The organism is Bacteroides sp. 3_1_23, from assembly GCF_000162555.1.
Lineage (GTDB): Bacteria > Bacteroidota > Bacteroidia > Bacteroidales > Bacteroidaceae > Bacteroides > Bacteroides ovatus.
In genome coordinates, this window is the sequence record NZ_GG774954.1 from 74,262 (window position 1) to 87,665 (window position 13,404).

The 13,404-nt window shown below is 39.9% G+C and carries 12 protein-coding genes and 1 pseudogene; 4 read left to right on the forward strand and 9 right to left on the reverse strand.

Going from position 1 to position 13,404, the window contains the following annotated elements; translation table 11 throughout:
- The first annotated feature begins 40 nt into the window (after positions 1 to 40).
- Both HMPREF9010_RS08550 and HMPREF9010_RS08545 read left to right on the forward strand, forming a co-directional pair.
- Entirely contained in the window at positions 41 to 1,414 is a 1,374-nt protein-coding gene (locus HMPREF9010_RS08550) for an MATE family efflux transporter (RefSeq protein ID WP_004299139.1), read from the forward strand.
- Positions 1,415 to 1,552: 138 nt separating this feature from the next.
- Positions 1,553 to 2,509: a GNAT family N-acetyltransferase gene (locus HMPREF9010_RS08545; RefSeq protein ID WP_004299140.1), complete on the forward strand. Its 957-nt coding sequence runs from the start codon at positions 1,553 to 1,555 to the stop codon at positions 2,507 to 2,509.
- Between the two features lie 47 nt (positions 2,510 to 2,556).
- Here HMPREF9010_RS08545 and HMPREF9010_RS08540 read toward each other — a convergent pair whose 3' ends face one another.
- Positions 2,557 to 2,775: a hypothetical protein gene (locus tag HMPREF9010_RS08540; RefSeq protein ID WP_004299141.1), complete on the reverse strand. Its 219-nt coding sequence runs from the start codon at positions 2,773 to 2,775 to the stop codon at positions 2,557 to 2,559.
- 249 nt (positions 2,776 to 3,024) lie between these two features.
- Here HMPREF9010_RS08540 and HMPREF9010_RS08535 point away from each other — a divergent pair, with 249 nt between their 5' ends.
- On the forward strand, positions 3,025 to 4,221 hold the full coding sequence (locus HMPREF9010_RS08535; protein WP_004299142.1) for a PLP-dependent aminotransferase family protein: 1,197 nt from the start codon (positions 3,025 to 3,027) through the stop codon (positions 4,219 to 4,221).
- On the opposite strand, the pseudogene HMPREF9010_RS08530 reads toward HMPREF9010_RS08535, so the two are convergent.
- From HMPREF9010_RS08530 to HMPREF9010_RS08515, 4 genes and pseudogenes are all read right to left on the reverse strand, one after another.
- A pseudogene (locus HMPREF9010_RS08530) lies at positions 4,213 to 5,627 on the reverse strand (PLP-dependent aminotransferase family protein). The gene HMPREF9010_RS08535 and the pseudogene HMPREF9010_RS08530 overlap by 9 nt on opposite strands.
- Before the next feature lie 599 nt (positions 5,628 to 6,226).
- On the reverse strand, positions 6,227 to 6,697 hold the full coding sequence (locus tag HMPREF9010_RS08525; protein ID WP_008650002.1) for a GyrI-like domain-containing protein: 471 nt from the start codon (positions 6,695 to 6,697) through the stop codon (positions 6,227 to 6,229).
- A 31-nt stretch (positions 6,698 to 6,728) separates the two neighbouring features.
- Positions 6,729 to 7,859: a GyrI-like domain-containing protein gene (locus HMPREF9010_RS08520; RefSeq protein ID WP_008650003.1), complete on the reverse strand. Its 1,131-nt coding sequence runs from the start codon at positions 7,857 to 7,859 to the stop codon at positions 6,729 to 6,731.
- On the reverse strand, positions 7,856 to 8,272 hold the full coding sequence (locus HMPREF9010_RS08515) for a DUF3788 domain-containing protein (protein ID WP_004306427.1): 417 nt from the start codon (positions 8,270 to 8,272) through the stop codon (positions 7,856 to 7,858). Before HMPREF9010_RS08515 ends, HMPREF9010_RS08520 begins: the two co-directional genes overlap by 4 nt.
- Positions 8,273 to 8,470: 198 nt before the next feature.
- Here HMPREF9010_RS08515 and HMPREF9010_RS08510 point away from each other — a divergent pair, with 198 nt between their 5' ends.
- On the forward strand, positions 8,471 to 9,091 hold the full coding sequence (locus HMPREF9010_RS08510) for a hypothetical protein (RefSeq protein WP_004306429.1): 621 nt from the start codon (positions 8,471 to 8,473) through the stop codon (positions 9,089 to 9,091).
- Positions 9,092 to 9,164: 73 nt separating this feature from the next.
- On the opposite strand, the gene HMPREF9010_RS08505 is transcribed toward HMPREF9010_RS08510, so the two are convergent.
- From HMPREF9010_RS08505 to HMPREF9010_RS08490, 4 genes are all read right to left on the reverse strand, one after another.
- A complete protein-coding gene (locus tag HMPREF9010_RS08505; protein ID WP_004299151.1) occupies positions 9,165 to 10,010 on the reverse strand; it encodes a 23S rRNA (adenine(2030)-N(6))-methyltransferase RlmJ in 846 nt (281 codons plus the stop codon).
- A gap of 54 nt (positions 10,011 to 10,064) precedes the next feature.
- Positions 10,065 to 10,541, reverse strand: a complete 477-nt coding sequence (locus HMPREF9010_RS08500; protein ID WP_004299152.1) for a DinB family protein — start codon at positions 10,539 to 10,541, stop codon at positions 10,065 to 10,067.
- Positions 10,542 to 10,644: 103 nt separating this feature from the next.
- Positions 10,645 to 12,777 carry a cation:proton antiporter gene (locus tag HMPREF9010_RS08495; protein ID WP_004306431.1) on the reverse strand — a complete coding sequence of 711 codons (2,133 nt, stop codon included), beginning with the start codon at positions 12,775 to 12,777 and terminating at the stop codon, positions 10,645 to 10,647.
- 259 nt (positions 12,778 to 13,036) lie between these two features.
- Positions 13,037 to 13,402 carry an MmcQ/YjbR family DNA-binding protein gene (locus HMPREF9010_RS08490; RefSeq protein WP_004306433.1) on the reverse strand — a complete coding sequence of 122 codons (366 nt, stop codon included), beginning with the start codon at positions 13,400 to 13,402 and terminating at the stop codon, positions 13,037 to 13,039.
- Positions 13,403 to 13,404 lie beyond the last annotated feature (2 nt).

Below are 13,404 nucleotides of genomic sequence, written 5' to 3' on the forward strand. Positions count from 1 at the left end.
CTTATAACTTTGCAACTGATTTTAGAAAAAGAAGTTTGGGATGATAAATAAATATGAAGAACGACTGGGGACAGAGCGCATGTTACCGCTTGTTTTTAAGATGGCACTTCCGGCTGTGGCAGCGCAATTTGTTAATTTGCTTTATAGCATGGTCGACCGTATTTATATTGGTCATATCCCTGGGATTGGTACGGATGCATTGGCGGGTGTAGGAGTAACGACTTCTCTTGTTATACTGATTTCTTCTTTTTCAGCGATAGTAGGAGGTGGCGGTGCGCCGTTAGCGGCTATCGCACTCGGACAGGGGGATCGTTCACGTGCCGGAAAAATTCTGGGTAATGGTTTTATCCTGCTGATACTATTCACCTTGTTTACTTCTCTCATCGCATATACCTTTATGGAGCCGATTCTACTCTTTACAGGAGCTTCAGAAAATACATTGGAGTATGCAGTCAACTATCTTTCTATCTATTTATTAGGAACTATCTTCGTAGAAATATCCACAGGATTAAATTCTTTTATCAATGCACAAGGGCGTCCTGCTATCGCCATGTACTCGGTATTAATAGGAGCACTGTTGAATATCGTCCTCGACCCGATTTTCATTTTTTGGCTCGATATGGGAGTAAAAGGTGCAGCTCTGGCTACAGTGCTTTCACAGGCATGTAGTGCAGTGTGGGTTTTAACTTTCCTTTTCTCCCGGCACGCCTCTCTCCCTTTAGAAAAACGTTATATGGCGTTGAACCGGGAAATAATACTTTCTATATTTGCTTTGGGCGTATCACCGTTTATTATGGCAAGTACCGAAAGCCTGGTCGGCTTTGTTCTGAACAGCAGCCTGAAAGATTTTGGAGATATTTATGTCAGCGCATTGACCATCTTGCAAAGTGCGATGCAATTTGCAAGTGTCCCATTAACAGGATTTGCGCAAGGGTTCGTTCCTATTGTGAGTTATAATTATGGGCACGGCGATAAACAACGTGTCAAAGACTGTTTCCGTGTCGCATTGATAACCATGTTCTCATTCAACTTACTGCTGATGTTGTTTATGATTCTTTTCCCCTCAACAGTAGCTTCCGCCTTTACGAGTGATGAAAGATTGATAGAAACAGTCCGCTGGGCAATGCCTGTTTTCTTGGGTGGTATGACTATTTTCGGATTGCAACGAGCCTGCCAAAATATGTTTGTAGCCTTGGGACAAGCAAAAATTTCTATTTTCATAGCCTTGTTGCGCAAAGCAATCCTATTGATCCCATTGGCATTAATATTGCCACATTTTATGGGAGTAGCCGGTGTATATGCGGCTGAAGCAATATCCGATGCGACAGCGGCAATTTGTTGTACTTTGTTGTTCTTCTGGCAGTTCCCCAAAATATTGGGAAAAATCCAAAGGAGCACTTTGCACATAAGCTAAATTTCCTGATGTTTATCCATAAATAGAACTAATTATGTAACGGCTTACGTATTTTTGCGAAAAATGTTTGTTCATATTATAAAAAGCTAATATATTTGCGTAATCAATTACGTATTTAGTGACGCAACTAATAAAAACATGGACTTTTTTAATCAGACAGGCAAATTAGCCATCGGTAGCAGATTACGCATGTTGACCGATAAAATAACAGTAGATGCAGCCGCCATCTATAAAATGTTTGGAGTAGACCTCAAACCGAAATGGTTTCCTGTATTTTTTGTATTATCACGTGGGGAGGCAAAAACCATTACGTCCATAGCCAAAGAGATTGGTCATTCTCATCCTTCCGTGAGTAATATTATTAAAGAAATGGTAGCTAAAGGATTAGTGAAGGAGACAAAGGACAAATCCGACGGGAGAAGAAACATGGTCATGTTATCTGCCAAAGGAAAAAGAATGTCCGACTCTTTTTCGGAACAGTGTATAGATGTTACGGCAGCTATTGAGCAAATCACGCAGCAAACCCGGAATGACCTTTGGGAGGCTATCGAAGAATGGGAGAATCTTTTGTTGGATAAATCCCTGTTGGAGCGGGTGAAGGAAGCGAAAAAGGAACGAGAGAGTAAGGACATCAAAATAGTTCCTTATGAACCTTGCTATCAATCTGCCTTCCGGACCCTTAACGAAGAGTGGATAACTGCTTATTTTCGGATGGAAGAGGCCGATTACAAGGCTTTGGATCATCCAAAGGAATATATTCTGGATAAGGGAGGAGCTATTTTGGTGGCTCTTTATAAAGATGAGCCGGTCGGTGTATGTGCTTTGTGTAAGATGGATCATCCGCTTTATGATTATGAGTTGGCCAAACTGGCTGTCAGCCCTAAGGTTCAGGGCAAAGGTATTGGAGTACTGCTTTGCGAAGCAGTTGTAAATAAAGCGAAGGAGCTTGGTGGTAAAAGAATCTTTATAGAGAGCAATACGCGTCTGAAACCGGCTATCCATATTTATCATAAGTTGGGCTTCAAGGAACTTCCCGAATATCACACGACTTATGAAAGAGGAGACATACAGATGGAATTAATGATTGAAGAGTGAAAATGAAAAAGGTGGATGGTGAATTTATTAAGGGGCGCATTGCCCCTTCATTCCAGTTCCTGCGCATAAATGTTGATAGCGCGTAATGCCTTTGATATTTCAGTCGGGGTGATTCCCTGACATTCTATTCTCAACACTTTTTCCCAGTCCTCCATATCTACATTCCATTTGTAGATTTGGGGACATAGGGTGAACAGCGCTGCGATATGTTTTATATCCCGTGCATTTCTAACCGAGGTTCGAAAAATGAGTATTTGCTCTTCCATAGTTACTATCAATTACTTTTGTTTTCAGTGCAAAGGTAGGTTTAAACAAGGTTCTGTATAGGATTATTCGACGAATGCCCTGATTACTCATGACGAAATAAGTAATCGGGGAGATTAACTTCATATACTTATCCTTTGAAAAGTCAGTCATCTGTACCTGTTAATATATAAAAAAGTGTATCTGTTCTCGTCTTTCTTTTTTGATTTACTTTGCAGTGTTGTTTTAATCTCCTAATATACTTAAAGGTTATGAAGTTGAATTTTGCTAAAAGAATGTCTTATATAAAGGCTTCGGAAATAAGAGAGATATTAAAAGTCACCGAACAGGAAGATGTGATTTCGTTTGCAGGTGGTCTGCCTGCTCCAGAACTTTTTCCGATAGATGAAATCAATGAGATCAATCAGATCGTATTGAAAGAGGCAGGTACGAAAGCGCTCCAATATACTACAACAGAAGGTTATGCTCCTTTGCGCGAATGGATTGCCAACCGGATGAACGAACGTTTGGGCACGGCTTTCGATAAAGATAATATTCTGATTACCCACGGCTCACAACAGGGATTGGACTTATCCGGAAAAGTTTTTCTGGACCAGGGAGATATCGTACTTTGCGAAAGCCCAACATATTTGGCTGCAATCAGCGCGTTCAAAGCGTATGGATGTAGCTTTATTGAAATTCCCACGGATGAGGACGGTATGATGATGGATGTTTTGGAAGAAATTTTGAGCAATACTCCTCATATAAAGCTGATATATGCAATACCTACTTTTCAAAATCCTACAGGAAAAACGTGGAGTTTGGAAAGACGCAGGAAGCTGGCTGAATTATCCGCAAAGTATGGTGTTGCGGTTATTGAAGACAATCCGTACGGCGAGTTAAGGTTTGAAGGAGAGTCTTTGCCATCTATAAAGTCTTTTGATGAGGCTGGAAATATCCTGTGTACAGGTAGTTTCTCGAAAATATTCTGTCCCGGTTTCCGGATTGGCTGGATTGCGGGGGATAAAGAGATTATCCGCAAATACGTATTGGTCAAGCAAGGTACGGATTTACAATGCAACACTATTGCCCAAATGACCATCGCCGAATACCTGAAGCGCTATGATATTGATAAACATATTGCCAAAATAGTAGAAGTATACAGAAAACGCAGAAATGTGGCGATTGAAAGTATAGAACGTTATTTTCCTGATACTATAAAGTTTACTCGTCCCGAAGGCGGATTATTTACATGGATAGAACTTCCCGAAGGGATTTCGGCACGTGATGTTTTAGTCAGAAGCCTGGAGAAAAAGATTGCTTTTGTTCCGGGAGGCTCCTTTTATCCGAACGGAAACAAGGAAAATACGCTTCGGATCAACTACTCTAATATGCCCGAAGACAAAATAGAGAAAGGACTTAAAACCCTCGGCGAAGTGGTAAAGGAGTATATCAGTCAATCAAAATGATTCTTTGATAATGTTTCCCAAAACCTGCAAGCGTTCTTCAATGAAAGCACTCCATTGCTGACCGAAACTCAAGCGCATACAGTTTCTGTACTGGTCGTGCAGAGTAAACATGCGTCCGGGAGCAATGCTGATCTTATGTTGCATCGCTTTGTAATATAGCTCCGTGGTATCAATCTTTTTATTCAGTTCCACCCAAAGCATAAAACCTCCTTGTGGAGTGATGATTTTAGTGTCTTCGGGAAAATAGTCGGTAATAGCTTGTGCCAAATGAAGACTATTGGAATGTAGCTCATGGCGCAACTTGCGTAAATGATTCTCATACCTGCCGTTCTCCATGAAGTTGGCAATGGCTTCTTGGTTGAGGGTAGGAGTGGATATTAAATGAATATGTTTCTGACGAATAATAGCATCCTTAAACTTACCGGGGGCAATCCAGCCTACCCGATAACCGGGAGCTAACGTCTTTGATACAGAACCACACCATAACACAAGTCCCTTTTCATCGAAAGCTTTGCATGGCTTAGGGCGTGAATGTCCGAAGAATACATCGCCGTATAAATCATCTTCAATCAGAGGAATATTGTGTTCCGCCAACATCTGTACTATCTCTTTCTTATGTTCATCGGGCATGCAACTCCCAAGCGGATTACTGAAATTACTGATAAGCAGGCATAGATTGATCTGCGGCAATACTTTTCTTAAAGCATCGGGTTCGATGCCTGTTACAGGATTGGTCGGCAGTTCCAGCACATGAAGCTCCATACTGTTGGCCAACTGTAATATCCCGAAATAAACAGGACTTTCAACAGCTATCGTGTCTCCTCTTTGAGCAATAACAGATAATGCCAAAGAGATGGAATTGGTTACTCCTGTGGTAGTAACAATATCATCTTCGGTCAGATTTCCATTCCAGCTATACGCAAAACGGGCAATATAGTTTCTCAAACGAATGTTTCCTTGAGGGTCTTCATACCTGGTGCCGTTCCCCGGAAGTGAATACATGGCCTTGGTCAGTTCTTTATTGAGTTTGGCAATAGGCAATAAAACATCTTCCGGTATTCCCAGCGAAAAACGGGTGATAGACGAATCTTCGATGGAATGATATACTTCCATGATTAAGTCTGCTTCTTCCTTTCCCGGAGATTGAGCGGAAGGCTGCGTTGTTGCCGGCGCAGACAAATTTAGTGGCTTATAATTGACAATGTACCCTGATTTGGGGCGGGAAATGATGAATCCTTCCTTTTCCAGTTCATAATATACCTGAATGGCTGTATATTTAAACTTACGCCATATTCATTGCTGATAGTACGTAAAGAAGGTAATTTCTCGCCTGCTTTCCATATACCTGTTTTTATTTGCCAGGCGATAGTGCCGGCTATCTTTTGATATAGGATTTCTCTTTTCATGTTTATTCTGTACTTGGCAAAGATACAAAAATGATGTCTGTATCTGTTGTTGTTTGATTGCAAATAATTCATTCAGTCATTTTTTATAATTGCTTGCTATTCAGTTATAAATTTATTCCATATCATTATATTTTAGACATGACAAGATTATCATTGAAATATATTTCAACATATACATTCCTACGATAGAAGCGTCAAAAATAAAAGAGACGAACAATTTTCTTAATTTAAGTTTAGGACTTCAACAGTCGATTCGTTTCTCGGTGAGAAACACTTCGTTTCTCGGTGTCGAAAAGGTTGTTTCTCGGTGAGAAACGGGTTATTGGTTTTAAAGGAAAAGCCCGAATAGTAACCGCCTGGATAACAGTGTTTTACAAAATAACGTTATCTATCAGAAATACATAGGAGTTTTATTGACATTTTTTTTTGCAATACCGTTTATTTCTATTGCATCTATTACTGTAATAATATTTACATTAGAACTAAAATATGGCATTTATAAAAGAATCTGTTTCATTCCTTTCCGTACCGTTTTGAATCAAATAACAATAATTGGAGCTTGGGAAGAATCTACATGATGAAGTAGATGAAATCAACATTTATAATAGTGGCATTTCTATTCTCGTCACCTGTTCTTCTTCGGGTACGTTGGGATTGCTGTAATAATATTCAATGGATGTTCTCGAAGGTTTGTAACCGTTGGTTTTTATCCATTCCATCATCTCGTTGTACAGGACAGCCAGTTCGCTGTAAGTTCCTCTATGCAGACAGGAAACTATTTTTCTTTCCGGTATCGTTATGGAGCGTATATCCCCTTCACCCTGTAATTCTTTGGATGACTTTAGACCAATAATCATTTTGATATTGTGTTCCGTCAGACTTTCAAAGTTGGGATATTCAACGTAGGGGATGTCGGTAGTGACTTCACCCTGTTCCTTAAATAAAGAGTCTATTTTTACAAAGTTCTTCCCGATAGCTTCCGACATTCCGTTCATATCTGTTTGTACTTCAACAGCCAAAGCGGGCTGTTTCGGTTGCTTCAATAGCATGATTTCTGAAATTTTTCCCATAATACATTGTTTTTAGAGGGTTGATAATTAATTATTTCTTGATGACCGGAATATAGATGTCGGTAATTAGTTCTGTTCTAAGGGTGGAGGCAGGGCGGTTCATATACATTTCAAAGCTAAAGGTGCTTTGAGGACGATATTTACTTTCCGGGAACCACTCTTCATAAATAGTCCGGTAGAATTTATGCAATAAAGAGTAGTCGCCGATATGCCTGAATATAGCGTAACGACCACCGGGAACTTCCATTACTCCCGGCTGGGAATCATTTTCTTTGTTATCGATTATGACCCCGAGATAGAAGCGACATTTATCTATTGGGGTGATGGCCGGGTCGTCCATACTAAGGCTGACAAACTTATCATTCGACTTTTCTTCATTGCGCTGTCTAGCATAGTTGGTGAGCCTGTCCCATATTAATTTGTATCGGAGTTCATCCTTATACTTTTCACCCACCTCGATACAAAATACTTTCATCGGCAGAATCGACCGGATTTCAGGAGTGATAACCGCATGCTGTTCGTCATACATCGGCTTATACTTCTCCCTATATTGAGAGGTTGACACTCCAAAATGTTTTTTGAAGGCTTTTGCCAGACTGAATTTAGTCTGATAGTTTGTTTGCTCCGAAATCTGATTTAATGTAAAGTCGGTGGATACTAACAGATGTGCTATATGTTCGAGGCGCAAACGTTGTATGTAGCTTCCAATATTTTCTCCGGCAACGGTTTGAAACACTTTTCTGAAGTGATATTTGGAAAGTCCGCTTATCGTACTAAGTATATCTGCATCTAAACTATCGAATAAATGATTGTTGATGTAAACGACTATATCCTGAATCTTTTGGTGATGGATATTACTGGTTTCCAACTTCTGTTTCCATCGGTTCAGTTTGGGGAGCCGTTCGTTGAGTATTCGTCTAAGTTCCTTCGGCGAATAAGCGGTATCTGCATATTCATTGTACTTATCGGTGTATTTTATCCAGATATTAATCATTTCCGACATCGGAATGTCGACGATATATTTTCCATCTTTCAGGCAGTAGTAGCAATATTCATCACTTCGGGAACCGTCGGAGTTAGTACCCAGATATTTCTCTATATCAAAGCGGAGAGGCATCCCGCAACTTTGACAATACCTTTTATTTATATCTGATTCAATCATCGGTTGGGTTTTCGTTTGATGGATAGCAGTCGCTCCATATCATTAAATAAATAAGTGTCTTTCAATTCGAACATAAGCCACTTCCCATCGTGGAAAGTCGTCGTCTCATCGTATATCTTTTGAGTCTCATTGGAGAATACTTCTCGCAGAGATTCAAATTTGGCACGCTCATCTTTACCTAAAATGACCATGAAGCCAATCGTTTGTTCTTTGGCGTATAGGGCACACAGCGTTTTTCCGCCTTTGCGATATTTATATTCGTATATCCATTTTTTCCCTCCATGGTTCCATAGTTGTTCCATATTGTACTTTTGCTCGATAAGCTGGCAAAGTGAAGTCCATATATCATAAAGTTCCTTACCTATCAAGGCTTCCAGTGTTTCGGGAGTGGGAATCTGCAAAGTTTCTTTCATGGTATTCTGTATTTACTTTTGATTATCCATATCACAAAGGTAGGCTGATTTTCTAATAGATCGTTGTCCAATATAGGCATTTTGTGTGTAGCTGGTGAACAATCTGCCCGGAAATTAATTTATTTTGTAAAAGCGAAATATTGGCAGTATAACCTTTATCTTTGCATTAATTTAAAAACAAAGCCCCAATTAAAGAAAATGAAAACAATATTATTAGCAGTAGGTACGCTCTGCCTCATGGCAGGTTGCTCGTCAAAAGTGGCAAGCTCAAAAGGAATCGTTAGTGATGCAACCATGAATACGGTAACGATTGTTACTGATAAGAATGATACCCTTTCGTTCAGTACGATAGATGCAAATAAAGATGAAGTCAACGGTTTGCTTCTGAATGATACGCTGGAAGTGTTCTATACCGGAAAATATACACCGGGAATGCCGGCTTCTAAATTAGTTCAGTATCCGCAATCTCCGATTGTGGGAGGTGATCGGGATGAACATGGCTGTATCGGTTCTGCCGGATATGTATGGTGTGAAGTGCAAAAAGACTGTATCCGCTTGTTTGAGAAAGGAATCCGCACGGAATCGGTGGACGATAGCAATGCTTCTGCCTTTATTGTGTTTAGTCCTGACTCTACGCAACTGGAACTTTTCTTTTCCAATAATCAGCCCAATGAAATATTGGAGAGACGTGGCCTGCCTTCAGGAGGTTATGCATGGAACGTGGAAGATGACGATACGAAAAATGTACGGCTAATAGATGGTTTGTGGACAATCAGCCAAAGAAATAAGTTAATTTATAGCCAAAAGGCCGGAAACTGATTTTAAAAGCTCCGGCTTTCTGACGCTCTGTTTGTAGAGTAATGTTCTAGGTAATTAAATTAATAAGTGGATATCAAAGATGCTGAATATATAAACTTCCATCATAATCTTTGTATTTAGCATCTTTGTATATATCAACCAGTTTGTTACTGTAATCAAGAATGGTATCTTTGGAGATTTGTGATAAATTTGTAGCCAAAATACCACTTCCCAAAATGCCCGGATTACATAATATACTGTCTTTTCTTATTGAATTCATAGTAAGCTCTACACCTATGTAATCCTTGATACCTGCCTTTTCCAGACTGGATACAATATAGTTGTCCAAAGATTCTTTATCATCTTCGGTCATGAATCCATACCATAATAAACACTTCATTCCTAATTGAGTAGCCTGTATCAGGATATCGAGATAGGTTACTCCTGAATCTCCTTTCTTGTCTATTTCGTAAGGATCGATATGAATGAAAGAGGATGAAGGAAGTGAAGGCAATAGCTCTATGGTACCTCTCGAAGAGTCGGCATGATGCATCTCTACAGATGCACTTAATCCGACTTGTTTGGCATAGGTACCCACATTTTCCAACGCACTCTTTTCTAAATCAAAGAATACAAACCTTTTTGCTTGCTTCTCTAATACATTCATTGCCAGGGCAGGAGAACCCAGATAATTTCCTTTTGTCATTTCCGGGTTTTCCAGTTGGTAATAAATGGAATCTTTTAGAGATTTGTCATCATCTGCTTTCTCCAGGAAATGATAGATACCATATTGCTGCTCCGGAGTTTGCGTCATGGAGTAGATGGCACATGCGGAATTGGTTTCTACATATACTTGTGGGGCTTCATTTCTAAGAACTTCACAGAGTATCAGATGTTTCAGTACATCGGGTTGTTTTGCGAAATGAGTGTAAGTTGCCATGTGGGTACATCTTAATATTTATAGAATATAAAAGAACTGCAACCGCTATCCTTTTTAGGCATTCATTAATTCATGGATTTCATGAATATGCAGGTGCAAATGACTTAGATAACCTTCTATCATGTCTTGTAGCGTAACCTTTGTTCCTTCAAAATCACACCAGTAGCTATCCAGTTTTGTCTGGTCTACAGATTTTATAACCTGAATGATATGCAGGTTAAAAAACTTCCATAGTTGAATCAGGTTGTTCCAATCTTCATTTTGGTAATCTTGTAATGCTATCCACAGATCATTATCCTGACGGTAATCGGGAAAGAAAAGCAAATCTTTACTGTATTGCAATCTGACCATGCGTTGGTGATTGTTTGATGCCGAATCAATCAAATGTCCGAGAATCTGTTTGATGGTACGATTTTGTTTATTACGTTTCAACGTGATCGTATCATTTTGTAGCCCGGTTAGTATTTTCTCTTCAGTTTCTATCACATGATAGATTCCTTCTGTTATTTTGGAAAAATCGACGTTTGACATACCATTCTTTTCCTTTAGGTGTTTATAGCAAAATTGCTAATGGTACAAATATAGATAAATGTGTCGATATTTATAAATTAAACGGAACTTTTCAATTCTAATTTTATCCCTCTTTCTTAAACCACCTGTAAAACCATTTGCCCACCTTCTCATAATGTCGGGTTTCGGTATCAGTATATAGCTTGGAGAAGAAAGACGTATCCAACGGCTCTCCCGACTGGTTAGGATACAGCACGATGAAGCTATTGTTGGAGAAATATTTCCCGAGCTGTCTCGGTAACTTCTCAAAAGAACTGTCATACGAAAGAGTTCCTGGTCGTGCACTGATAATAACCAATAAATGATCGTAACTTACCTGTCCTGTCAATACCAGCAGGTCATTCCAGTCTTCTAAGAGAGAGAAATCGGTAAGCGTCTGTTTATGCCTTTTCTTTATCCACGCTTGTAGGCGGATGGTAGTCTTTTCATTGGCAAAGAAGTGTACGCGGCATCCAAGAGTGCTCCCCATGCGACAGAAGTGTTCCATCCAATGCGGAAAGCCGGATTCATATTCGGCTTTAGGAGGGACGGCAACGACAATCCGTTTGATTGTATGGACCGGTATCAGAAATTTAGAGATAATTATTTCACAGTTTAATCCGTTCAATAAGTGTTCGGCAAGTATTCCAAAGTATGAATCTGTGATGTTTTTCTTGCGGTGCAGGCCGGTGATAATACTCGTAATCTCATTCTCCTTGACTGAATGGATAATACCGGAAGCTATATTCAAATCATACCGGGTGACCTTTTTGAGTGGTACATTTGCTTCCGTTGCTGTCATTTCGGCTTTTTCCAGATAATGTTTGCTTCGAATTCGTAGATTATCAGAGTTATTATCGTCGTTGATAACATTTAATGCCAGGAGATTGTCTTTCAATTTGGGGTCACGTATGACTAGAGAAAGATTTACCATGTCCTCGATAGTGTCCGGGTTGGCTATGGATATTAAAATCTTCTCTGTTTCTTTCGACGATTCATTTTCAGGTTGTGAATCATCCATCGCCATTTTTCTGGCTGCCCGTTCGGTAATCAGTGAACTCACTACGCAAGTAACCAGGATAAGCAAGACTGTTCCGTTCAGTACATCATCATTCAATAAACGTTCGCCGGTGGGCAGAATAATGTTGTATCCAACTAATACAGCCGCCAATGTGGCTGCCGCCTGTGCATTACTCAAACCATACATTAGATTTCGTTCAAGAACAGACATCTTATATATCTTTTGAGTGAGCCAGCAAGCAATCCATTTGCCTGTCAGCGCCATGGTTATCATCACGGCGGCAACTTTTAAGGCATCCCCCTCTCCGAAAATAACACGTAAGTTGATTAACATTCCCACTCCGATAAGGAAATAAGGAATAAAAAGTGCATTACCAACGAACTCTAAATGATCCATCAATGGAGAGACGTGGGGGATGAGCCGGTTAAGTACCAATCCTGCGAGGAAAGCTCCCAAGATACCTTCCATACCAACAAGCTCCATCAACCCTGCTCCTAAAAAGACCATCGCAAGCACGAAAATAAATTGCATCACGTTGTCATTGTACCGGTGAAAGAACCAACGACCGATGCGCGGAAAGAAATAAATAATTAGTGCCCCTAGAAAGATTACTTTTACCACCAGCCAAATCCAAAACAATCCTCCGGTTTCTCCTTTGAACAATCCGCCTATAACAGCCAGTACCAGCAGCGTGAGTGTATCCGTTACGGCCGTTCCTCCTACGGCAATACTTACGCTACGATGGCGTGATATGCCGAAGCGGGTGACGATGGGGTAGGCCACGAGCGTATGGGAGGCATACATGCTGGCTAATAATACAGAGGTGATTACACCATATTTCAGATAAGATACATTTGCCATGAATCCAATCCCGATAGGAACGATAAAAGCCAGTAATCCCAGTACCAATGCTTTGTTTCGCGTCTCTTTGAAATCTCCCATATTCATTTCCAGACCAGCCAGGAACATGATGTAATAGAGTCCGACTTTCCCGAATAACTGAAAGCTGCTGTCTCGTGCCAGGATATTAAATCCATGTTCGCCAATAGCCAGTCCTGCCAGGATCATACCGATAATATGAGGGATGCGCAGTTTATTCAATAATATCGGAGCAAACAATATAATCAAGAGTACAAGGAGAAATATCCATGTAGGGTCGGTGATAGGGAATGTTAAATCAAGGCCAATCCAATCCATAATTTGACGAGTTCGTGATATTTGTTCCGCAAAATAACCTAAAAAAATGCTTCTAAAAAAGCATTAGTTAATAAAATTAGTCATTTATTTTTTCTCCAGATTCATGATTGCCGGAATGAAGAATGCAAGTGTTCCTGGGACATACGTTTTTAAATATACGATGATTTTATCCGTGTGTGCGTTTTGGGGTGTATAGTGATTTTATCCGGCTCTACTTTTAGCAATAATAGTAGTGCCGGATATGTCTATTTTTCGAATCCTAAATCATGTTCTTGTATTCCTCTTGTTTTTTCTTGGGTAACTTCTTTATAACTTCTTCTACCGAGTGGCTAATCAACTCCTTTATGAGTTTATCGGGAACATCTCCTTCCAAGTAAACGGTTATCCAATGTTTCTTATCCGAAAAAGGTCCCCAAAAAATGTCTTCGTATTGTTCTATGAGCTCTTCTGATTTATCAGGATTACATTTCATATCCGCCCAGAATCTTCCGTTTTTAGGACGTAATGTAGCAAAAGTGAACATTTTATCCATAACCTTGAAAACCAAAGTATGTTCATCAAACGGCATACATTCTGTTGCTCCTTTGACTGACAGGCAATATTCTCTATAATCTTCGATATTCATGA